The sequence below is a fragment of the Aquicoccus sp. SU-CL01552 genome, from assembly GCF_040365005.1.
GTDB lineage: Bacteria > Pseudomonadota > Alphaproteobacteria > Rhodobacterales > Rhodobacteraceae > Antarcticimicrobium.
This window is the reverse complement of the sequence record NZ_BAABWV010000028.1, coordinates 1-22,584: the sequence shown is the minus strand read 5'-3', so window position 1 is coordinate 22,584 and position 22,584 is coordinate 1. Positions and strand designations below refer to the sequence as shown.

Genomic DNA, 22,584 nt, shown 5'->3' with positions numbered 1-22,584 from the left:
AGGGATTCGATAATCAGCAAGCTCAGACGTGTTGATGTGCAACATGGACGAGCCGACATGCAAACCGCGCAGCCGGGCCTGTCCGATCCAGCTGTTGAAGTGCTCTACAGCATAGTCGGGTTCAACACGTTTACGGTCCACGTCTACGATGATCAGTGCGTGGCAGTTGGCCTCGCCAAAATCATCTGGAACCCGAGCAACCGTTCCTATGTGCCCTGATTGGACGACGAGAATATCACCTGCTTTTAGCCGCGATTTTGCGTTTGCCTGATGAAACTCAGCTGTAACGTAGGTGCGCTTAGTTAGTTCGATCCTAGATGGACGGATATTGAAACCTTGTAGGTAAGTTATCCCTGGCTCTGAAACTTGGTGTGGGATTGATGACCCTACAAAACCGTTGGTGACTTTGTGAGAAACCGAACCAATTTTCCGCACCTCCCAATCCTTGGGAACGTCTCCCGGATTGAGGGGCGACAGTGGGCGGGGGCGCTCACTTGGAGACGATATCGCAGCCTCCGCTGCAAGCTCTTGCACTTCCTCACGCATCAATCCCGAGCTCCTTCAGATAGCCCGACATCTTCGCGCGCACGTCCGCAAGCTCGCTCTCGATCCGAACGATATCCGCCTGCACGGCGGCAACGTCGATCTCTTCCTCCGGCTCGAAGGTGTCCACGTAGCGCGGGATGTTGAGGTTATAGCTGTTCTCGGCGATCTCATCGGTGCTGGCAAGGTGGGAGTACTTCTCGATCTCGGCGCGGGCGCTGTAGGTGTCGAGCACCTTCTTGATGTGGGTTTCTTCCTCCATCACGTTCTGGGCTTTGCCAGGCGTGAACTCCTTGCTTGCGTCGATGAAGAGCACATCCTTGCGATCTGCGTTCGCACCGCCTTCTTCGCGCGAGCGGTCAAAGATCAGAATGGCAACGGGGATGCCCGTGGTGGTGAAAAGGTTCGCAGGCAGCCCGACAACGGCGTCGAGGAGGTTCTCTTCGATCAGCTGTTGGCGGATTTTGCCCTCTGCCCCGCCCCGGAACAGAACGCCATGCGGAACGATCACCGCCACGCGCCCTGACTGGCGCTTGGCGATCTCGATCATGTGCGTGATGAAGGCATAATCGCCCTTGGACTTGGGCGGAATGCCCCGCCAATAGCGGTTGTACTGATCTGTGTCCGCGCCATCCGCGCCCCACTTATCGAGCGAGAACGGCGGGTTGGCGACAACGACATCGAATTTCTGAAGGTGATCGCCCTCGATCAGCGCAGGGCTGTTCAGAGTGTCACACCATTCGATGCGCGCGGCGTCCTTGGCGTGCAGGAACATGTTCATCCGCGCCAAGGCCCAGGTCGCCCCGTTCACCTCCTGCCCGTAGAGCGCGAAGTTGCCGGAGCCGACAGCCTCCGCTGCCTTGATCAGAAGCGAGCCGGAACCGCAGGCAGGGTCGCAGATTGTGTTGCCTTCCTTCGGTGCGGCCAGCTTTGCCAGCAAGCCAGAGACCGGAGCCGGTGTAAAAAACTCTCCTGCCTTCTTGCCTGCATCCGAGGCAAAGCGAGAGATCAGGTAGATGTAGGTTTCACCGATGATGTCTTCCTTCACCCGCGACGGGCGCAGGTCGAGGGCAGGCTTGTTGAAGTCTTCGAGGAGGTTTTTCAGGCGGCGGTTGCGATCCTTGGTGCGGCCAAGGTTCGACTCCGAGTTGAAGTCGATGTTGCGAAACACACCTTCAAGCTTGGAGCGGTTCTTGTCTTCGATGTCTTCGAGGGCGATGTTGATCAGCTCGCCGATATTTGGCTCGTTGCGCTGCTCGTAGAGGTCATAGAAGCTCGCGCCTTCGGGCAGGTAGAAGCGCTCGCGCTCCATGCGGCGGCGGATTCGGACATCATCGTCACCATACTGCTTGCGGTAGGTCTCGAAGTGATCGTTCCAGTTGTCCGTGATGTACTTCAGGAACAACATAACCAAGATGTAGTCCTTGTATTGCGCGGGATCGACCGCCCCCCGGAAGGTATCGCAGGCAGCCCATGCTGCGTTGTTCACTTCCGCCTGTGTCAGTTTATCGTTCATTTCCAAATCCTTTTGCGTCTCATTGTGGGGCGGGACATGTGCCCGCCCCAAATTTCTTCTCAAATCAATCCACAGGGCGGGTTGAACTGCGTGCGCAAATGGCGCTCGATCAGCATCCTGTTTTGTGCGTCGGCATAGATTGCGGCGACAGACAGCTCTGCGTGTCCCTGCCCGCGCCAACACAGCGCGCGGTTATGGTTCGACACCCGTTCCCGAATGTTTTGCGACTCTCCGACATCGACCACGTTCCAAGTGGACGCCATGCTATGCCGTCCAAGGATCACGTAGACGCCGGAGCGCGCCTGCAAGTTGTTTTCATTGCCGAAAGGACCTTCGGCGTGGTAACTTCCAATGTTGATGGACATGTTCACCTCATGAGTTTGTCCGTTGCGATTTGCCCGAGCTTTTCGAGGAGCGGTGGGCACCGTTATGCTCAGCTTCATTGCCGTGAAGCTGAGCGTTTCGCACCTGTTGAAGCAGGGCGAATCTCGTGAATTTTCTTTTCGTATCAGCTAGTTCGTGCAGAAGGCGCGTTTCTGTCGCGGACAGGGCATCGAGCTCTGTGATCATCCGCTGCACGGCCAGACTCGGTATGTGCAGCGGTAGCGTTTCAAGGCACTCCTTCGGGATCATCCGAAGCTTCGTCCCGCGCGCACCCAAGTCTAAGTGCCGTTGCGCTTCATGCTGATTGATCGACCACGCGACGTATTCTGGGAGGAGATCGTCTCCGCTCGGGCGGATCACCATCACTGGCAGCAACGCGACCGCTGCTTCACCTGCACCTCCTATGGCAATGCTGGCTGTGTTGTTGTCTCCGCGAGAGCGGAACAGGACATCGCCATGCTCAACCAGGTAACGGTCGAGCTTGCCATCCAAGGCATATTTCCCTGCCACGCTTAGACTGACCCGCTCACCTTGAAGGTCACGGAGTTGGATAGCAGGGACACCCTTCTCGGCGTCCTCTGTGAGGGCGGTTCTGGCAGCATAGCCCGCTCGAATTTCGCACGCTTCGCCCAAGGTGATATTTTTTATACTGTAGCTCATGCTCATACAAATAGGACATCAAGGCGCTGATATCAAGAAATTTGTGCGTAGGTGTGTCTACTGCAATTTTTGGTGTTACAGGCCGCACTGAAACTGCTTAGCTCATCACCCTACATCCCCAAACGGCCCTCCGGGCATTTCATGCCCATCCGCGCGAAGCGCCGGGCCTGTCGGCGGGTGGCCTTCAGGCTGCCCGCCGACAGGTCACCCTGAAACCGCCCACACCCAGGATCACACCACAACGCAAAAAGGCCCCCGCCTGCTGACGGGGGCCTCGATCATTTCTGGCGGTGCGGACTGCTACTCGGCGGCTATCCTGTCGGCCTGCGCCGTGTGGGCCATGATGTAATCGACGGCCTTCTGCGCCTCGGACGCGGCGCGGAATATCGCGCGGCTGTCTTCCTTCATCGCCTCAAGCCATCCTTCGACATAGGCCGCGCTCTGATCGAAATCAGGCTCCACCCCGATCTGCGCGCACAGCATGCAGTTTCCGATTTCCGCGACCAGCTCCTCGAAGGCGTAGGCCTTGCGGTCGTTGAACCGGCCCAAACGGTCCAGCCGCTTTGTCGCCCCTGTCCAGTGGGTCAGCTCATGCGCCAAGGTGCCGTAATACCCTGCGGCCCTGTGAAAGGTCGCGATCGGCGGCATGTGGATGCGGTCGGTCTTGATGTTGTAGTAGGCGCGCGGCTCCTCGGTGCTGTCGATCTGCGCGCCACTCGCGGCAAAGAACGCCTCCAGCTCGGGGTCGGCCTCGGTGCCAAGATCACGGGGCGGATCGGGCAAGATATAGAATTCAGCGGGCAAGCCCTCGATCTGGTCGGCGTTGAACACGCGGTAGGCCTTGGCATAGGAGATCTGGCGTTCCTCGCCGTTTTCGTCCTCGCGCTCGACGGTGCCATACTTCACGACAGTTGCGGATTTCTCTCCCTTCCGGACATGGCCTCCAAGCTGCTTGGCCTGATTGAACGTCATCCAGCGGGCTGAGCTGTAATCCTTGGCCATCGCCGTGGCCCAAAGCATCAGGATATTGATGCCCCGATAGGCTTCACCGTTGAACCGTTCCGGCAAGCTGACCGATGCCCCGCCGCCGGTCCACGGCTTGCGCCAGGGCGGCGTTCCCGCCTCGATCTGCGCGATGATCTGATTGGTGACATGGGAATAAACGTCAAACTTCTCTGCGGTCATTTGTGACCCTCCTTCGCGTGACGCGGTCCGGGTCTGCTCCCCTTTCCGCCAATGGGCGGGCCTTCCCTGTTCTGATCTTTGGAATGCCCATGCATTCCGAAGGGCAGAGCAGGTAAGGGCAAAGCCCGTCCTGCGGCCTGGCGGGGCCGTGACAACCGGGTGGAGGGCGTGAATTTGGGAGGGAACCGCGCGACTGCGCGTGGGAGGAACCGGAATTCTCGACCGGAACCGACGCCAGCGGCGGCGCTTGCCGGTTTTCTCGGACCTGACAGGATGGCAGGCGGATCAACAGGATTTGGAAACTGCCAGGGTTGGGCTGAGCAGGCGTCAGCCTGTCGATCCCCTGCCCTGTCTATCGTTCAAAGCGAGACCGGCGCACGCCGGGATCACCGAGTTATATTGACTTTATTGGCTGGAATCGAAGCGAAGGGCGGTCATAATATTTTCAAAGTCTTTGGGTACTGACCCTGAACAGGAGTTTCATATGACAGCCAATGTACTGGGGCCAGACAACGCATTTTGGATTGATGGCGAATGGCTTGGCTGGGATAGCATTATCGATCCAGAAGAAACCAAATTCAGCCGCCTCGCTGAACTTGAGCGCGAGGCCGAACTGCGCCTCAAATATCCGAACGCTGATCCAACTTTGGTTCCATACTTTCAGGACCTTCTGACGCTTGCAGAGGCCTATTTCTGTGACACTGGACAGCACCTCAACGTTTACGGCGACATAGGTGAACTTTTTGGTGCGATCATGTATGGAATCAAACTTCACAAGAACCATGCCCAAGGCTCCGATGGTAGATTGGGAAACGACTTCGTTGAAATCAAAACAATCTCGCCGATCAACAGCAAAGAAAAAACCAGTGTGCGTCTCGACAGGCACTTCAGCAAATTGCTCATTGTGAAGATAGACGACAACTTTGAAGTTTCGGGACGTCTCGTGAAGCGGGCCAACTTGCCCAAAAGAGTGGGCAACAATCTCCGGCTATCATGGGCAAACATACCCGGCGCTAACTGATCCCGTAATTTCTGACATGATCGGCTTGGTCTTTCAATCGAACGGAATGACACACCCGCCATCGTCGCAGCCGGAAACGTTCTCAAAATGCACGCCTTTCCAATAATATACTATTGAACGCCTTACTGGATTCCGCCACAAAGAGACTATCCCTCCTTTTCTCAGTGTATGCGATGAACCAGACGACTGACCTCGAACTAAACGTGACCACCGAACAAGGCCTTCGGGCGCTTGTCGAGGAAGGACACACAGTCGAAGTGCTGTGCAAAGCCGATCCTGAACGCAAGGGACCAAGCTGGTACGGCATGTGGATCATGCGAACGGTCGGAAACGACGGTCAGGAGAAAATCCTCGTCACTGCCAGAACGCGCGTGACGCAAAATGCGATCAGGGTGCGCGAGTTCAAGACGGCAACTGGAGTTATATCGTTCCTCGTCGGCATTGGGTTCGCACAGGCGAGCATTCCTATGAAAAACGGGGAAACGACTTCTCATCGTCTCGTCAGTGACTGAGTCCTGGATCGCGGTCGATGTCCCGATCCTTCTCGACCTCCTGATCCTTTTCCTGTTCGCGCTCGTCCTCGATCTCCAGCTTCTCACGCGGCTTGTTCAGCACATCCTTCAGACGCTCGTTCACGGAAGGCTTGCGATCCTCGCGCCCGATGTCCTCAGAACGGTCCTGCCTTTGACGCTGGGCTGAGGTCCGTAACGGTCTCGCGGCATCCTCGCCAAGGTTATTTTCGCTGAACCCGTCCAACTTGTGAACCGCTGCCTGACCATCGCGCCCGGCGTCCTTCTCCATGATCTCTTTCAGACGCTCGCGCGCGTAATTGCGACCTTCCGGCTTCGGCGTGTCGTCCCGGTCCCGCGACCGGCCCACGACCTGCGACAACCGCTCCCGGATATCGTCCGACGTGCGCCCGTCGCGTTCTTTCGCGGTCGCGGCCCTGAGTGCGGCCAAACCGGCAGAGACGCGACCCTGCCCGGCCTCGCGCTCGATGCCGTAAGTCTCCCGCGCGATATCCAGCCGCTCACGCATTTCGCGGAAAGCGGCGCGCGCCTGGCGAGCGGCATGGACCACGGTCCCGCGCTCGGTGACAGGGATGTATTCCCGGCCCTGACGCTCGGCAACAGCTTTTGCCCGCCGCTCCATCGAATTGGCCGCTGGCCCCAACTTCAGCTCGGGGTCGCGGTCCAGCTCCTCGGCAGACAGCTTGTCGCCACGATCCAGCGCCGTCTCACGCTGCTTCTCAAGCGACCGGTGATCGACGCGCTCAACCTCCCCAACACGCTCCAGCGCGCGGTTCTGCAACTCGGCCCAGAGGCTGCGCATCTGCTCGATCTCGACGCCGCCGGTCTTCGCGGAATCGAGCACGCGCGTCTTGGCTGTGAAGCCCCCGGCTTCCAGCTTGCGGGTGGAAGTCAGAACATGGGCGTGGTGGTTGCGCTGATCACCCTCGCGGTGCGGCGCATGGATCGCCACATCGACGGCCACACCGTAGCGGCTGACCAGTTCCTGAGCAAAGTCGCGGGTGATCTGCGACCGGTCCTCGGCGCTGATCTCGGAGGGTAGGGCCAGCTCCCATTCGCGTGCGGTGACGGAGTTGCGACGGGTCTCGCTGGCCTCGGCCTCGTTCCAGAGGCGGGACCGGTCCGAGGCCCAGTCCGGCGCGTCTTTCGGGGTCAGGATGAAGGTCTCCTCGATGCCCTGCTTGCGGGTGTAATCATGGACGCGGCCTTCGCGCTGGCACTCGATGCGCTCCCCGACACGGTAGGCCGCGGCTGCCGTGGCAGAGCGCCCGGCGCTGCGTTTGATCGTCTTCACGGAGAGGTGGTAGCTGGCCATGCGCCCTCCCCTCGCCTGTGATGCGAACGCGCCCACGCGCCGGAGCTGATCCGTGCCGATGCCCTGACATTGGCAATCGGATCAGCCGTCTTTTCTTCGCAGGATCGCGCCCCAAACCGGCGCGGTGCGAGAGGAAAAGACAGCCCGCTTGAGGCGAGCCAACGGCTCTCCGACGCGCGGGCTTGCCAGTGATCTGCCCCCAGATCCCCAGCCTCATGGGGGGCGGGATATGGAGACAGATCACTGGCGGTTTGCCGGGGGCAAACCCGGTTCGTATCGGCACCGACAGGTCCGACGATACGAACCTCCCGTAAGGAAGACGCCAGCGGCAGACCGGCCCCCACCGTGGGGCATCGGGCGAGACGCTGGCGCGACATTGCGGGACGCGATCCAACCGCTGAGGTTGGGCTGGGATGGTTTGGAAGGGGCGGCGCGCCCTTCCATGTCGATACGGAACGGATCGAAGGGGATGACCATCGGTCGGGGCGTGGCCCCAGAGAGATCGCACGCAAATCTCGGAACCATAGGTGAAGAGTTTGCATAAGTGCGCCCTTGTCCTTTACAGGCCTACGGGTAAGCGCTATCGGTTGATCTGGCAAGAACAACTTCAACCACAAGAATGTTTGGTGGCGAGGGTAGAGATTTGGCAGAAACAGAACTTGAGCGCGCCGAGAAACGATATGCCCAGGCCAAGGCCCGGCTCCAAGCGCTGAAGAACCGGGAAAGCACCAGACAGCGCAAACTCGACACGCGGCGCAAGGTGATCCTGGGCGGTGCGCTCATGGACCTGGCGGAACGGGATTCTGGTGCTGCCGCCATGCTCGACCGGCTGATCCGCAACCTGCCCCGCGAACAGGACCGCAAGGCCTTCGCGGACTGGGGAACGCCCTCCCCAGCCTCGTCCAGCTCTGATCCGGAAACGCCGTCCTGATGCGGGGCGTGATGCGCGTCTTCGGAGGGCTGTTCCGGTTCTTCGGTCGGTTGATCTTCGCGCCCATCCTGTTGGGCTGGATGATCGGCGCTGTCCTGTTCGGTGTCATGATCGGGGCACTCGTGGCCACGCCGTTCGTCTTCGCCTTCTTTGACCAACCGCCCGGCGAAAGCGCATGGCAGTGGCTGGTCTTCGGGCCGTGCATTCTTGTGGGTGCTGTCTTTGGGTTCCAATACTGGCGCATGGCATCCGGAGCCGATGCCTTCTTCGGGCTGACCGGCGACAGCCACGGCTCCGCCCGCTTCGCCAACCGCAAGGAGCTGAAGAAACTCCAGCGGGAAGACGGCCTTCTGATCGGGCGCAACCCGCACACCGGACAGCTGCTGCGCTATGACGGTCCGGCCCATCTGATCACCCTCGCCCCGACACGGGCCGGGAAAGGCGTCGGCACCGTTATCCCGAACCTGCTGGCGGCGGTACGGTCGGTCCTGGTCATCGACCCCAAGGGCGAGAATGCCCGGATCGCCGGGGAAGCCCGGCGGCGGTTCGGAACGGTCCACGTCCTCGATCCGTTTGAGGTCTCCGGGATGCCCTCTGCCGCCTATAACCCTCTCGACCGGCTGGCACCGAACAGCCTTGATCTGGGCGAGGATGCGGCCTCCCTGACAGAGGCTCTGGTCATGGACCCGCCGGGACAGGTGACGGAAGCGCACTGGAACGAGGAGGCCAAGGCCATCCTCGGCGGGCTGATCATGTTCTGCGTCTGCCACGAGGACCGTGACCGCCGCACACTTGCCACCGTCCGGGAATATCTCACCCTGCCCCCGGAAAAGCTGCGGGCGCTGCTGGAGCTGATGCAGGACAGCGATGCGGCGGGCGGGCTGATTGCCCGCGCCGCCAACCGGTTTCTGGGCAAGGCGGATCGCGAAGCCGCCTCGGTGCTGTCGAATGCACAGCGCCACACCCATTTTTTGGACAGCCCGCGCATTGCCAAAGTGCTGTCGCGGTCGGATTTCCATTTCTCCGATCTGCGCCACCGGATCGCTTCGGTGTTTCTGGTGCTGCCCCCGAACCGGATGGACGCCTACAGCCGCTGGCTGCGCCTTCTGGTGTCTCAGGCCCTTCAGGACATTGCACGGGACGCTGAGGCGTCCGTGAGGCCCCAGAGCGGCCCCGCAGGCGCTCAGGGGAGCACACAGCGCCTCAAGACGCCCACGCTGTTCCTGTTGGACGAGTTTGCCTCTCTGGGCCGTCTGGAGGCCGTGGAGCGCGCCATGGGGCTGATGGCGGGCTATGGGTTGCAACTCTGGCCGATCCTGCAGGACATGAGCCAGCTCAAGGACCTCTACGGCGAGCGCGCGGGGACGTTCATTGCCAATGCCGGGGTGCAACAGGTCTTCGGGGTGAATGATTTTGAAACCGCGAAGTGGCTGAGCCAGATGATCGGCCAGGAAACTGCTGGGTTCCAAACTGACAGCTTCAAACCCGGTGACGGCCCCAGCTTCAGCAACAACCTCACGGGCCGCGATCTGCTCACCCCAGATGAAATCATGCAGCTCCGCCCGGAAAACCAGCTCCTGCGCGTGCAGGGTCAAGCCACCGCTGTCGCGGAAAAGCTGCGCTATTACGCCGATCCCGAGTTCAAGGGACTGTTTGTCCCGCAGGACCAGTAACCTCAAGGACGCCTCCCGATGCCAGACCAACCCGACCTCCCTGCCCTCTCCGACGATGATCTGCGCGAAACGCTTGATCTCATGGCAACGGCTGTCGCCAGTATGTCCGACAGGATCGACGATCTGACCGCTGTGGCGGACAAGCAGATCAAGGTCGCGACAGAAGCACGGATCGCGGCTTTCGCCGCACGGGACCAAACCAATCCGAAAAAATACGGGGATCTTCTGGGCCAGACCCTCGACAGCCACCTAGGCGCAACGGCAGATGCGATGACAGAGATTGTCAGACGCCTTGGCGTCCAGACGGACAAGACCATCGGGGCCTTGGCCAAATCGGAAGATGACAGATCCACAGCCTATCGAGCGGTGTTCGAACGGGAACAGAAGGCGGATCGCCTCAAAAGCCGCCTGCCCTGGTTTGGTCTGGGTGCATTGGTTGTGGCCCTGGTGCTGACGGTGACGCTTCCTCGTTTCTTGGCCAGCAACGCGTCCACATGCGCTGTCCTTGGGGCTTCCTGGACCACGACAACCACAGGTGTCGATGCCTGCGTGTTCTACCAGCGGTAATGAGTGAAGCTCTGTCGGTGATCGTCTCAGTCTATCAGGCTGGGTGTTATATATGTGTTAGAATTTGTGTTACGGGTGAACAGATTACACGTAGTCTTTTGAATTTTATTAACTTTTCCTATCAGTTGGTAACTGATAACACGAATCTTGGTAACTGAAATCCTGCTTTCGGTAACTGATAACACGAATCTTGACTGTGGTAACTAAAACCACGAATGTGGAACCATGGTAACTGATAACACGAACGCTCTCGCCCCGCTCCTTCCGGATCGCCACCCGCAGCATGATCTCTTCATCTGCGATGTCGCTGACGCTGTTTTGAAGGACGTGATGCAACATATGGAGCATCCGTTCTACTCGCTTTCGAAGAAGCCGGAAACAACGGTCAAGCGATACGAGAATGGCAATAAGTGGCTGCAGATCACGCCTAGTGTGAAGGGTCTCGCAACGATCTACGACAAAGATATTTTGATCTACTGCATCAGTCAGATCATGGCGAAACTGAAGGAAGGCCTTCCGGTTTCGCCCCGTGTTCGGATCAATTCCAGAGAGCTGCTTATCTTCACAAATCGCGGTACCAGTGGCCGGGAGTATCAGTCCCTTCTCGATGCCCTGGACCGTCTTGAAGGAACCCGTATCAGGACGAACATTGTGACCGGTGACGAAGAACAGGTCGATGGATTCGGCCTGATCGACGCTTCCTCAATCCGCCGCAAGCATGGTCTCGATGGTCGCCTGCTCTGGTGTCAGGTGAAGCTGTCGGATTGGGTCTTCAACGCGATCCGTAACGAAGAAGTTCTGACTCTGCATAGGGACTACTTTCGTCTGCGTAAGCCCATTGAACGGCGGGTGTACGAAATTGCTCGTAAACACTGTGGCCAACAGAAATACTGGCGCATCACACTGGCTAAACTGCTTCTCAAGACTGGTTCTCAAAGCCCTCAGAAGCGCTTCCGGCAGATGATCCGGCAGCTTGTAGAGCATGACCACTTGCCGGACTACCACGTCACCTTCGAGGATGAAGCCGACATGGTGGTTTTCACCAATCGTGGCACGATGTCACCTACCTCGCTCGTAGAGGGCAGCATTCCACCTTTGCAGGCTGATACCTACGAAGAAGCGCGGCATGCTGCTCCTGGATGGGATGTACGTTTTCTTGAACAGGAGTGGCGCAGCTGGTGCGTAGAGCCTCCTCGCAACGCTGATCGAGCCTTTGTGGGGTTTTGCCGGAAGTGGTTCGAAAAGCGTGGTAGACCTTAAGATTGAAAACCGGTGCCAGAAATAAAACCGGTTTTGGATTTAAATCAGGTATTGGAATTTTTACCGGTAAAGGATATAAAACCGGTAACATAAAACTGGCAGGATCGAGCAATGCCCGTCATCGTCATGGCAAGCCCCAAAGGAGGGGTAGGTAAATCCACATGCGCCGTACTTCTGGCGTCTGAGTTTGCTCGCATGAAAGCGGATGTCACAGTGTTGGACTGCGACCCGAACAAATCTCTAACCAGATGGGCTTCGCATGGATTGCCAGCTGGTGTGACCCTCAAGAGCGAGATCGGCCGTTCAGAGATCGTTCCCACTATTCGGAGTGCTGATGGCGATGGTAAGATCGTCATTGTGGACCTGGAAGGCGTCGCATCACAGTTGGTCAGCCGTGCGATTTCACAAGCCGACTTGGTTATTGTTCCGATGCAGCCGACCGCCCTCGACGCAGAGATCGGTTCCGAGGCGCTGGCATTGGTGCGAGAGGAAGAAGAGGCGCTCGGACGTTCGATCCGACACGCCGTGGTTTTGACAAAAACCAGCGCCGCAGTCAAAAGCCGCGTCCAAAAGGAGTTGGAAGAACAGCTCAGAGGAGCAGGGATCGACGTGATTGAGCCATCCTTGGTAGCACGCGCGGCATTCTCGGAACTGTTTGCCTATGGCGGCGATTTGACCGCGATGATGAATGACCCTGAGATGATGACAGGCGGTAAAGTGGATAAGGCGTTGATCAACGCCCAAGCATTCGCGGAGGCTGTTTATGAGCGGCTCAAATAGACTCGCAGGGCTCAAGGCGCGCCCGAAGGATACGACTGTTGAAGAGGTCAGGCGTGTGGATGAGGTTGGAGAGGCGAGGGGGTTCCTAGACAGGACACCTCGCAAAAAACCAGGGCGCAAACCGAGCCCTAGGACGTACCAATTGCATCCGAAAGTTTTCCCTGAAGTAGGAGAGGCAATTGCCACTGAGGCCGAACGCCTTGGCGTCACGCAGGGGCAACTAGTAGAAAAAATGTGGGATCTCTACAAGAGCTCCCACATTGACTGATTCAAACAACGCGAAGAGTCGCTCTCCGCTCGTTAGGTGAAGCAATATCATGGCTGGAAATTGCCACTGTTGCTAGACCATGCATAAGCCCCACTACCTCCGCGTGGGGTATATGCGTTTCCTCGGCAACCAATCTCAGGCTGATGCCCTTATTGAGCAAAGTCTTGAGGACGATATCCAAAACATATGATTGTTCATGTGGAATTGGCGACGGCTCTACTTCGTGGTATCTGCGTCGTCTCATCTCAATAACCATAGACTTATAGTTCCAGTCCCTCAGATATCCGATCTTGTTTAGACGGTACGCGAGAGCAGCTGCAGAAACTCCCCATCTAGATTTAAGTCGGATAATTGCGTCAATCGTCATCTCCCTTGGGAGGTGCCTCTGGATACTGCCTATTGTCATAAGAAAATTCGAGGCAAAAACATTTGCTTCTTTCTCAGCAACTTGACCAACGGGAGCGCCATGGCGATGGAGGATCAAGTGGCCAAGTTCATGTGCCAAGTTAAACCTGATCCGTTCAGCTGATCTTGTCGTGTCTACCAGCATGAATGGGATATCATCATACCAAAAAGAACATGCATCAATTTCTCGACAGTTTTCTGGAAGTGCAAAAAGTCGGACCCCCTTTGCTTCCAACAGGTGAACAAGATTCGAGATAGGCGCTGTGCCTAGGCCCCAATCACGACGGAGTAGGTCAGCAGCGAAATCAGGTTCCTCTGAGGAGAGGTCCGGAACGTTAACGCTGTTGCGCCCAAATCGAGGATCAAGCCAAGCCGAAAGGTCAACTGCAAGGTCGCACATCGAAAGGGCAGCATCGCGTTGACTTGCCGTTTTGCGGCTCAGTGAACGGAAACTGACCGCCCCGGTTGATACACTTGCAGGATCGGGCAACTCTAAAAAAGAGCGCGAAAACCCAAGAATTTGAACTAACGAAGGGATTCTATCCTCTGGTATAACAGCACCAGATTCCCACCCACCTATTGTTCGTGGAGTAACTCCCAGCCTTTCGGCGAGTTCTGGTCTGCTATATCCTTTCCGTTGCCTTGCAATGGCCAGCCTTTTCCCATTCATCTCAAAACCTAATTTCAACATCAGGAGTGATGACCGGTCCCTCATCGTTCGCCGACTCGTCATCGGCCATGGCATCAGGAAGCGGGACGTGCAGAATAACGCGCTCACTCCATTGTGTAATCATCCCATCATTCGCTTCGAGCGGCCTGGATAGCTCTGCCCTCAAGATTTGCTGGCCACGATCCACAACATGATAATGAAGAAGCAACCAGACCTTTGCATCGGGCAATGCAACGTGACGCGTCTTGACCTCATCATCTCCAAAGAGATCAGTGGCGACGATTTCACTTACCTCTAGGAAAAGATCGCCTTTAGAGCGCTTAGTCTTTGGTTGATCGCCGACTAGCTGCCCAGTTTGATGGTCGCCGCTACAAACAATTATGACGGTTCCTTCAGCTGGGTCCCTGACCAGAGCAATATTGTTGCTGTCGCTCAGTTCCCAACCTGCTTCATACAGACCTTTCCGCACATATCGCGTCGTATAGCGATAGAGATCGTACCCGCCAGCAGTCGCTGGGTCGAATATCTCAGCGGTCAGCTTTTCAGCTACACCACGTTGCAGCGCATCTACGAGCAACTCCTCTGCGATGGTCAATTCTTTGAGCTTTGCGTTGCGTGATGCTGGTGTACTGTAGATGATGCAGTCGGGCTTCGAGGATGCCTTACCGCCTATTTTGATAGGTTCAGCCATAAGGCCCTCCATTTCCGATTTCATACATACCAGTATGTTGAAAATCGGAAATGAAGTCAAGTGGTCATTGAATTTCCGCAGAAACATGTCAGGCTACAGTCATGCAAGCTTTTGGTTAAAAGCTCGCATGACAGCGCCAACCGTAATCCCAATAAAACAAAGGAAAAACGGCACATCCAGAAATCATAACCTTTCTTCATGCAAGGTTTTAGGCCATAATAACTCAAAAGCTTGTAAGGATTTACCCATGTCAGCCACCTCCAAGACCGCCTGGAACAAGGGCCGTGTTGTGGGCAAGAAGCCACCCCTCACGCCTGACCAGGTGGCACTGATCCGGCTGATCCTGCGCCAAGAGCGCGCCTTGCGCGATCTGGCGCTATTCAACGTTGCCCTCGACACCAGCTTCCGGGGCTCCGATCTGGTGCGGTTGCGGGTGGCGGATGTGGCAACCCCGGCAGGCGTGCGCGAGATTGTGGAAATCCGGCAGAAGAAAACCGAGACGCGGAACGCGCGCCCGGTGCAGGCGCGGCTTTCTTCAAACACGCGCGACAGTCTGCGTGCTTATCTCACCGCCTCTGAAAAGCCGCTGCACGGCTGGCTGTTCACGGGGCAGGGGGCACGGTGGTCCCAGACCCATCTCAGTGAAAGCCAGCTTTGGCGGCTGTTCCGCTCCTGGCTGGAAAAGGCCCGCCTCGATCCCAGCCTCTACGGCCTGCATTCGCTGCGCCGGACCTTCCCGACCCATATTTACCAGCAAACCGGCAACCTACGCGCGGCCCAACTGCTGCTCGGCCATGCCAGTATTGAAAGCACCAAAGAATACATCGGTACCGAACAGGCCGAAGCCCTCGAAATTGCGCGCAAGTATCACCTGTGACGGCCATGCAGACCTATCTTGAAAAACGCCAGCCTGCGCAGAAAATGGCCCGGTTCTACCGGATGGCGGTTATGCCGAACCTGTTCGGCGAATGGACGCTGTACCGCGAATGGGGCCGCATTGGGCAGGGCGGTCAGGTTCGGATGGATTGGTTCGAGGACGAGAACCAGGCCGTTGCGGCTCTGGTCACACTGGAAGCCTCCAAGCGTCAACGGGGCTATTGGGTGGAGCCTCAGCAGCTGGCGATGTTCAGATGATAGCGTGACGGACTCGCACAAGCCTCTTGACTGGCCAGCAACGCCGCCCGCATGTCCTTAGGACATGCGGGCGGCGTTGCTGCTTTTTTGCTGAGTAAATCTCCTCATTGTAGTGCGGCTGAAAAGTATAGTAATTATACCATTTTCAGCATATATTGCCCTTAATGAAGTTCGAGTATGACCCCGACAAAAGCGCCGCGAACCGTGAAAAGCACGGGATCGACTTTGATGAGGCTCAGGCCCTCTGGGAGGATCCTTATCTGATCGAGGCCCCTGCCAACGTCACGGACGAGCCACGCTTTCTGGCGGTTGGCATGATCGGGGCCAGACACTGGACGGCTGTCTACACATACCGGAGCGACCGGGTGCGGCTCATCTCCGTGCGCCGCGCTCGCAAGCAGGAGATTGACCACTATGAAGGCGACTGAATTCGACAAACGCTTCGACGCGGGCGAAGACATGTCCGCCCATGTCGATTGGACAAAGGCGCGCCGCCTCAATGTTGAGGCCAAGCGGGTAAACGTGGATTTCCCAACCTGGGTGGTTGCCGGTTTGGACCGGCAAGCCCAGAAGCTGGGTATCACCCGTCAGGCGCTGATCAAGATGTGGATCGCGGAGCGGCTAGAGTAAATTGATCGAGATTTAACCGGTTCTGGAACAGCTACGCGAGTTGTCGTTCGAGCTTGAGTTTCCGAGCCTCCCAATCCGGCATGACGCGCTTCAAGAGGTCAAAGAAGGCGGGGCCATGATGGGGGTGCTCGATATGGCACAGCTCATGCGTGATCACATAGTCGATGGCCTCCGTCGAGGCCCTGATCAGAGCGCGGTTGAGGACTAGATTTTTCCGGCCTGTCATCGAGCCCCAGCGATAGCTCAGCTCGCGAATGATGAGGCCGTTTGGGACGACCTTCTCAGGGTCGGAAAAGCGTCCTCGACAGACATCCAGACGTTCGGCAAATTTGATCTTGGCCCGCTGCAACATCCAGTCTCGAACAAGCTCACGGGTGTGGGCGGCTCGACCTGGCTTCGTGCTCCAAACCATCAGCTGACCGCGCTGCATCTTGACGGAGCTTTGTATGCCGGGGATCACCTTGAGTTTATACTGCCGCCCCAAGTACAGGTGGGTCTCGCCGCCGATATACCGGCGTTCTGGCGTTTTCGGCTGGAACTGATCATAGTAGCGCAGCTGCTTGCATATCCACGGCGCGCGTTTGCGCACCTTCTCGATAATACGTTCAGAGCTCGCGTCCTCGGGCGCGACAACCTCGACCTGCTGGTCGGGCAAGACGCTTATGGACAGGGTCTTGCGAACCCGCCTCACGACAGAAAAACGGATCGTCTCGCTGCCGAAGCTAGCCTCAAGAACCTCGGCACTCATCCGGGGAACCTCGCCCGCGCGATATCCATGATCCGCAGCTCGATGTCGTCGAGAAGGTCGAGGGGAATGTCGATACCCTTCTCGTCGCGCACGACATCGAAGAAATAGTCGTCGATAGCGTTGCGCATGTTGTTCTGCGCCATCTCGTTCGACCAGACATCAACAATGTGGTGATCCTTGACGATCCCGATGATCGACTGCGCGACATCGGCTGTCACAGTATCCTCAACACCGCCGTTGATCTCCTTCAGGATCGGTTCAAGAACGCCAAATACAGCCTGAGCGTCCGTGTCTCCCTTGATGCTTTCGGGCATGTCACGGCCATGATCTCGACGTGCAACGCGAGCTGCCAAGTCCACGACTGTCTTAAGGTAATCTTTCTCCGAAATCCGTTTCTCGCGATAGTCGCGGATCGTCTCAGCGAGCATCTCGGAGAACTGCCTGTAGAAGGAGGGGTCTTGCTCCATCTTTTCTGTGATCGTGCGCTTGGTGGCGCTTGCAATGCGATCCGCCTTGGAGGCGGCAGTTTTGCCCTCTTCTTCGATCACAGCATTTAACGCATCAGGATCGTTGATATTCACTAAGTCAATGATCACTTCCGCAGGCTTCGCCGTGACATGATCGTCGAGCAGTTTCTGAATCTTGGGCTCGAACTCTTTCACATCGACGGTTTCCTGATAGCGCAGCTGGACTGAGCGCTTCAGCTCGGAGAAGGCTTTCCAATCCTTCGTAAAGGTGGAAACCGCCGCCTCGTCAAACACGTCATAAAGCTTCTCTGAGGAAAGTGAGATGTGCAGGCAGCGGCCATAGTCCTTCAGCCGAGAATAGAAGTCTGCTCGCTTAGCGTCGTCAGCCAAGAGCTGCTCGAACTGTTCCATGTCCTTCTTGTTGCGAACCTCCTTGAAGATATCCCACAGCTGGTCATGCAGCTGCGGCAGCCTGCGAATTTCCTCCCGAATGTCATGCAATGATCCTGCGACATCATCACCGTCGAAACCTTCGAAAGCGCTGTAGGTCGTAAGTGCTGCGTCGAGCTCTCCAAGAAGCCCCTCGTAATCGACAATGAAGCCGAACTGCTTTTCCTTGTCGTCGTCTTCATAGAGACGATTCACGCGGGCAATGGCTTGAAGAAGATTGTGCTCACGCAACGGTTTGCAAACGTAGAGCACGGTGTTTCGTGGGGCGTCAAAGCCGGTCAGAAGCTTAGAAACGACAATTAGGATTTCGGGATCGCCTGAGCCCTTGAAGGCGTCGATGACCTGCCGGTTATACTCGTCCTCGGTTTTGTGCTTGGCCATCATCTTGGCCCAGAACTTGTGCACCAAGTCCTTGGATTCCTGATCGACTTCCTCGTTCCCTTCCTTATCGTCAGGAGCGGAGATAATGATCTCGCTCGTCACATGGCCTATCTCATCGAGAATATCCTTGAAGCGCACGGCAGCGGCCTTTGAGGGTGCCACCAGTTGCGCCTTGAAACCCGTGCCCTGCCAATACTGGCGGTAGTGCTCTGAAATATCGAACGCCTTGGCGCGGATGGCTTGACTCGTCTGTGACAAGGCATCCATGCGCGAGAACTTTCGTTTTAGATCGGCTTTCTGCTTCTCCGTCAGCCCCTCACTGATCTTGTCGAACCAAGTATCGACGACATCGCCACTCACCTGTTGCTCGACCAAGCGCCCTTCATAGAGCAAAGGGACGACCGCTTCGTCCTTCACCGCCTGATCAATCGTATATTTGTGGATCAACCCCCCGAACGTATCGAGGGTGTTCTTGTCCTTCTTCAGAAGCGGCGTGCCGGTGAAGCCGAGATAACAGGCGTTCGGTAGGATGCGACGCATCTTCAGGGCGAACTTGCCGTGACCGCCATAGCGGCCTGTCTGGCTGCGGTGGCTTTCATCGACGAGAACGAAGATGTCGGCGCTGTCGTCCTTGAAGTCGCCCGCATTCATGGCGGTATCGAACTTGTTGATGATCGTCGTGACCAGGGGTGTGCGGTTCTTGATCAGCTCGATCAGGTTTGCGCCCGTGGCGGCTCGCACGGGTTCAAGGTCACAAGACTTGAACGTACCCTTAATTTGTTTGTCGAGATCATCACGATCCGTCACGATCAGAATGCGGGGGTTCTTTACGTCCTTATCAAGAGCAAGCGCGCGCGCAAGCATCACCATCGTCAGGCTCTTCCCTGAGCCTTGCGTGTGCCAGATCACCCCGCCTTTGCGGCGACCTTCCAGGTCGAAACCTTTCAAGCGAGCAAGAGCTATTCTGATGCTGAAGAATTGCTGATGGCGAGCTATCTTGCGCACCCCTCCATCGAAGACCGTGAAACGGCGCACGAGATCGAGGAGGCGCTCCGGCCGGCACATCGCGTAGATGGCGCGATCCTGTTCACTTATCGACCTTTCCCCTCCCGCTGCCAACTCCTCGAAGAAGACGCGCGCGTCGGCAAGGTCGCCGGAGAAAACAGCGCTCTTTTCCTCTGCCGTCAAAGGCTGATTGATCGCAGTGGAGATATCCGCGTCCTGATCCTCTTCATCGCGCCAGATTTGCCAGAACTTGCGTGGCGTGCCCACGGTGGCATAGCGGGCTTCCTGCCGTTTCACGCTCATGAGCAACTGCGCATAGTGGAAAAGCTGCGGGATGTTGTCCTCGTTCTGATACCCGATCAGCTGGCTGTCGGCCTTCTTAAGCGACTCCGTGGGGCGCTTGTTTTCGATCACGATGAATGGGATGCCGTTCACGAAACAGACAATATCGCAGCGCCGTGTCGCGGTGCTGGCTGTCCGTTCGACACTCATCTCCGCCGTGACATGGAAGACGTTATTCTCGGGCGTCTCCCAATCAATGTACTTGAAGGAATAGCTCTTGCTGTCGCCCTCGATGGCCTTGGAGATCGTCGTGCCCAGAACCAAGAGATCATAGATGTCTTGGTTCGTGCCCTTCAGGCCCTTGAGCTTGTCAGGGGTCGGCTTGAGGCGGCGCAGCGCCTCATGCGCATCCTCCAGATCGAACGCATAGCTCTTGCCCCGATAGCTGTAGCTGTTGAGCTTCAGCATCTGCTCCACAACGATGTCGTCGAGGATCACGTTGCGGGGTTTCCCCCGCAGCTGATCGACCTGGCCCTGTGACAAGGGCTGGAAGCCAAGCGCCACCAGCGTCTGTATTGCAGGTATCTGGGATTGGTACTTTTCGGCGGGGTTGAAACCTTGAGGTGCATAATGCTGATTCATGCTGCCTCCTCAATCACATCGTCGGTGACTTCGGGGACATCATTTCCGCCATCGCCATCGCCATCGCCATCGTCAGAATCTGAAGCAGGCTTTTCAATAAGCTCGATTGCGACAGGAATGCCGAACTGTGCGAGACGCTCGACAGCAGCTTGGAAACTTACCTTACTGAAGAACGGCAAACCGAGAGTCCCGTCTGCATAAGGGGGTCTCATGATGCCATAGACGACACGGTAGTCCTCTCGAACCACCTTATCGGTGCTCATAGGAAGGTGGACCTCGAAACCAGCCTTAACAGACTTTACCTTGGCGCGAAGCTTTTTCCTGAACTCTTTGTCAGAGATAAAGGCATCCGCACTGACAACTCCTTGGGACCAGAGATGACTGATCGGTCCTGAAGAGGACCCATCTTTCAAGTGGATGAAATCCTTCTTGTCCGAAAAGAAGTCGCAAGGTTCGATATTTGCATATCGCACGTTTTGCGGGTTGATCTTAGTACGATCCAGCTTGACCAGGTCGTCGCGACTGGCCTCAAGTTGGTCAATCAGTTCTTCCTCGTTGCGGCAGGTTGTCCTGCCAACAATGGTAACCCGCTCAATCGCGTTGAAGGCGGCTTCGATACGGTTCTTGAACGATTTTTCGACTTTGTACCAATCACCGGCGAAGAGGACATAGTAGTCTTGGCTCGCACCTGTGCCGAGCGTTGTTTCATAAACAAAGCAATCATATACACGCCACTTCTCAGAAAACTCGCCTTGGTCATCAGCCTTCGCCTTCACGCGGTGCTTCTCCTTGATTTCGGAGATTCCGCCTTTGAAGGCGCAGCGCTTCAACTCTGCGATATAGTCCTTGATAGAAAGGCTGTGGAAATTTGTGCCGTGGCTCCCAAAACCGTTGTAGTGTAGCAGAGATCCCTCAGTGTAATTTACGATTTCTGGGGGCGTCATGTGTAGATCGCTGGCATTGCCCGCCTTTAAGTCCTTGATCGCCTTTTCGATACTCGCGTCGAGCTTCTCGATTGTGTCCTTCTCTTCGACTCTTCGCATGTTATCGACCCATGCGAACTCTTTTTGATAGGTCGTTTTGGTGTACTCCGAGATGATCTCAGCGCACTTCTCATGGAACTTGTCCGGCTCCACTCGGCACGTGATCGACAGGCTGTCCTTACCGGCAACGAAACTGGCAAAGGCAGGTTTGCGCGGCGTACCACCCGCGACGCGGGCAAGATCGCGAAGCATATCAATGCCAAAAGCCTGGACATCGCTGTCCTTGCTCGCCTGCACACGTTTCTGAAACGTGACGGCATCTGGTGTTGCCAGATCAATGGATCGAAGCTTGTCTCTCGGAACGCTGTTGAGCGTGACCCGCAAGCCGAACTGACGCTCGAAAGCGTGATCGTTCAATGCGATATGAGCATGACCAAAACACATGGCGGCAATGCGATCCCCGACGGGTAAAAAGACAACCGCGCCTGCACCGCCTGTGAAGATGCCTTCGGGCAAATCGGGGCTGACTTGCTGCAACAGATCACGCCAGCCAGGCGGATTAGAGTAAATCTGTCCGATGAACAGCCGCGCTCCTTCGCCCGCACCCCACGGCCGTTCTTCAAGTGCTCGATCAGCGTCTGGTGCAAATGTCTCGGTGAAGGCGTCTTCAGGCATACGTCCTTTCCGTAGGAGCCGGACGTTTAGCGTGCGCATTTTCGTTTTCTCAGTCATGCCGCCGCCTCTTCGTCGTCCGAGACACCGACACGCCATTCGCCCGTCAGGAGCTTCTGCATCAGGGCGCGCTTCTGTTTGCTCAGAACTTCGATGCGCTTGTCTTCCAGGGCCAAATCATCTTCCAGCACGCCGATAGCGTGCGCCTGAGTGGACTGCTCATCCAAGGGCGGCGCGGGAATATACATGTCCCCAAAATCGCGAAAGGCGATCTGTTTGCCGTCGCGGATGCCGAAGATGAGCTTGTCGAGGCGTCCGATAAAACTGCGCGACTTGAAAAAGTGCCGATAGTAGTCTCCGACGATCCGTGTTGTCGGGCGCAAGACAGTATAGGCTGGACTGACCAAACCAGTGATCTTGGAATATTCTAGACCACCTTCGAAAGAGCGAAGGCTGATCACAAAGTCTTCGGGGCGGACAACCTTGTAAGTCGATGTGTCACCGTCCGGCATGGCAACGCGCCGTCCCAACTCATCGCGACGGACAATCCCAATGTCTTGCATGACTGCAAGCAAAGGCAAGTCAGGGCGACCTCGCTCAGATACGGTCTCAAACAACTCTTTCGCCCGCATCTGCCTGTTGTGTGCAGCGTATTCAGCTTCGAAGAAACGCTGCACTACCCCGTCCAGCCTCTTCGCCTTCACCGCCCGCAGTGCGGTAAGCTTTTCGAGAGCCTCGTCCCAGGTCCGCAAGATCGCGGCGATCTTCCGTTGTTCTGGCAGCGGCGGAAG

General features: G+C 56.9%; 23 protein-coding genes. 11 read left to right on the top strand and 12 right to left on the bottom strand.

The genetic code is table 11. The features are described 5' to 3' along the window. The 5 genes from ABWV23_RS21595 to ABWV23_RS21575 all read right to left on the bottom strand — a co-directional run. On the bottom strand, positions 1–546 hold a 546-nt coding region (locus tag ABWV23_RS21595), incomplete at its 3' end, for a restriction endonuclease subunit S domain-containing protein (protein WP_353351634.1). Then, complete coding sequence (locus ABWV23_RS21590; protein WP_353351632.1) at positions 539–2,059, bottom strand: type I restriction-modification system subunit M; 1,521 nt, start codon at positions 2,057–2,059, stop codon at positions 539–541. The genes ABWV23_RS21595 and ABWV23_RS21590, both read right to left, overlap by 8 nt. A gap of 59 nt (positions 2,060–2,118) precedes the next feature. Beyond that, complete coding sequence (locus ABWV23_RS21585; RefSeq protein WP_353351630.1) at positions 2,119–2,424, bottom strand: hypothetical protein; 306 nt, start codon at positions 2,422–2,424, stop codon at positions 2,119–2,121. A gap of 7 nt (positions 2,425–2,431) precedes the next feature. Then, positions 2,432–3,109: a restriction endonuclease subunit S gene (locus ABWV23_RS21580; RefSeq protein WP_353351628.1), complete on the bottom strand. Its 678-nt coding sequence runs from the start codon at positions 3,107–3,109 to the stop codon at positions 2,432–2,434. Positions 3,110–3,403: 294 nt separating this feature from the next. Further along, complete coding sequence (locus tag ABWV23_RS21575; protein ID WP_353351626.1) at positions 3,404–4,288, bottom strand: ArdC family protein; 885 nt, start codon at positions 4,286–4,288, stop codon at positions 3,404–3,406. 484 nt (positions 4,289–4,772) lie between these two features. Here ABWV23_RS21575 and ABWV23_RS21570 point away from each other — a divergent pair, with 484 nt between their 5' ends. Together ABWV23_RS21570 and ABWV23_RS21565 are read left to right on the top strand one after the other, a co-directional pair. Beyond that, complete coding sequence (locus ABWV23_RS21570; protein ID WP_038068524.1) at positions 4,773–5,309, top strand: hypothetical protein; 537 nt, start codon at positions 4,773–4,775, stop codon at positions 5,307–5,309. Positions 5,310–5,482: 173 nt separating this feature from the next. Continuing rightward, positions 5,483–5,821, top strand: coding sequence for a hypothetical protein (locus ABWV23_RS21565; RefSeq protein ID WP_353351624.1), 339 nt, complete (start codon positions 5,483–5,485; stop codon positions 5,819–5,821). Here the strand turns inward: ABWV23_RS21565 and mobQ are convergent. Continuing rightward, a complete protein-coding gene (mobQ, locus tag ABWV23_RS21560; protein ID WP_353351622.1) occupies positions 5,811–7,154 on the bottom strand; it encodes a MobQ family relaxase in 1,344 nt (447 codons plus the stop codon). The two genes, ABWV23_RS21565 and mobQ, sit on opposite strands and share 11 nt — an antisense overlap. 619 nt (positions 7,155–7,773) lie before the next feature. Here mobQ and ABWV23_RS21555 point away from each other — a divergent pair. The 5 genes from ABWV23_RS21555 (at position 7,774) to ABWV23_RS21535 (ending at position 12,365) form a co-directional block, all read left to right on the top strand. Next, the gene (locus ABWV23_RS21555) at positions 7,774–8,085 is read left to right on the top strand and encodes a mobilization protein (RefSeq protein ID WP_353351620.1); all 312 of its coding nucleotides are present in this window, start codon (positions 7,774–7,776) and stop codon (positions 8,083–8,085) included. 80 nt (positions 8,086–8,165) lie between these two features. Then, positions 8,166–9,758, top strand: a complete 1,593-nt coding sequence (locus tag ABWV23_RS21550; RefSeq protein ID WP_353351636.1) for a type IV secretory system conjugative DNA transfer family protein — start codon at positions 8,166–8,168, stop codon at positions 9,756–9,758. 18 nt (positions 9,759–9,776) lie between these two features. Next, complete coding sequence (locus ABWV23_RS21545; protein WP_353351618.1) at positions 9,777–10,325, top strand: hypothetical protein; 549 nt, start codon at positions 9,777–9,779, stop codon at positions 10,323–10,325. Positions 10,326–10,550: 225 nt separating this feature from the next. Further along, positions 10,551–11,585 carry a replication initiator protein A gene (locus ABWV23_RS21540; RefSeq protein ID WP_353351616.1) on the top strand — a complete coding sequence of 345 codons (1,035 nt, stop codon included), beginning with the start codon at positions 10,551–10,553 and terminating at the stop codon, positions 11,583–11,585. 111 nt (positions 11,586–11,696) lie between these two features. Then, on the top strand, positions 11,697–12,365 hold the full coding sequence (locus ABWV23_RS21535; protein ID WP_093039350.1) for a ParA family protein: 669 nt from the start codon (positions 11,697–11,699) through the stop codon (positions 12,363–12,365). A gap of 269 nt (positions 12,366–12,634) precedes the next feature. On the opposite strand, the gene ABWV23_RS21530 is transcribed toward ABWV23_RS21535, so the two are convergent. Together ABWV23_RS21530 and ABWV23_RS21525 are read right to left on the bottom strand one after the other, a co-directional pair. After that, positions 12,635–13,729, bottom strand: coding sequence for an ImmA/IrrE family metallo-endopeptidase (locus ABWV23_RS21530; protein WP_353351613.1), 1,095 nt, complete (start codon positions 13,727–13,729; stop codon positions 12,635–12,637). Beyond that, entirely contained in the window at positions 13,710–14,399 is a 690-nt protein-coding gene (locus ABWV23_RS21525) for a hypothetical protein (RefSeq protein ID WP_139274604.1), read from the bottom strand. The genes ABWV23_RS21530 and ABWV23_RS21525 overlap by 20 nt, the downstream gene beginning before the upstream one ends. A 247-nt stretch (positions 14,400–14,646) precedes the next feature. On the opposite strand from ABWV23_RS21525, the gene ABWV23_RS21520 reads away from it, so the two are divergent. From ABWV23_RS21520 to brnA, 4 genes are all read left to right on the top strand, one after another. Next, positions 14,647–15,276 (top strand): tyrosine-type recombinase/integrase, encoded by a 630-nt coding sequence (locus tag ABWV23_RS21520; RefSeq protein WP_353351611.1) that lies wholly within the window; start codon positions 14,647–14,649, stop codon positions 15,274–15,276. 5 nt (positions 15,277–15,281) lie between these two features. Continuing rightward, entirely contained in the window at positions 15,282–15,533 is a 252-nt protein-coding gene (locus tag ABWV23_RS21515; RefSeq protein ID WP_066009070.1) for a WGR domain-containing protein, read from the top strand. 164 nt (positions 15,534–15,697) lie between these two features. Beyond that, positions 15,698–15,961, top strand: a complete 264-nt coding sequence (locus ABWV23_RS21510) for a BrnT family toxin (RefSeq protein ID WP_353351608.1) — start codon at positions 15,698–15,700, stop codon at positions 15,959–15,961. Then, positions 15,948–16,163: a type II toxin-antitoxin system BrnA family antitoxin gene (gene brnA / locus ABWV23_RS21505; RefSeq protein ID WP_353351606.1), complete on the top strand. Its 216-nt coding sequence runs from the start codon at positions 15,948–15,950 to the stop codon at positions 16,161–16,163. The genes ABWV23_RS21510 and brnA overlap by 14 nt, the downstream gene beginning before the upstream one ends. A 31-nt stretch (positions 16,164–16,194) precedes the next feature. Here brnA and ABWV23_RS21500 read toward each other — a convergent pair whose 3' ends face one another. The 4 genes from ABWV23_RS21500 to ABWV23_RS21485 all read right to left on the bottom strand — a co-directional run. Next, a complete protein-coding gene (locus tag ABWV23_RS21500) occupies positions 16,195–16,911 on the bottom strand; it encodes a M48 family metallopeptidase (RefSeq protein WP_353351604.1) in 717 nt (238 codons plus the stop codon). After that, entirely contained in the window at positions 16,908–20,138 is a 3,231-nt protein-coding gene (locus ABWV23_RS21495) for a type I restriction endonuclease subunit R (RefSeq protein WP_353351602.1), read from the bottom strand. The genes ABWV23_RS21500 and ABWV23_RS21495 overlap by 4 nt, the downstream gene beginning before the upstream one ends. After that, positions 20,135–21,853: a DUF6119 family protein gene (locus ABWV23_RS21490; RefSeq protein WP_353351600.1), complete on the bottom strand. Its 1,719-nt coding sequence runs from the start codon at positions 21,851–21,853 to the stop codon at positions 20,135–20,137. The genes ABWV23_RS21495 and ABWV23_RS21490 overlap by 4 nt, the downstream gene beginning before the upstream one ends. Then, positions 21,850–22,584, bottom strand: a 735-nt coding sequence (locus ABWV23_RS21485) for a restriction endonuclease subunit S (protein ID WP_353351599.1), incomplete at its 5' end; no start/stop codon positions are given. The genes ABWV23_RS21485 and ABWV23_RS21490, both read right to left, overlap by 4 nt.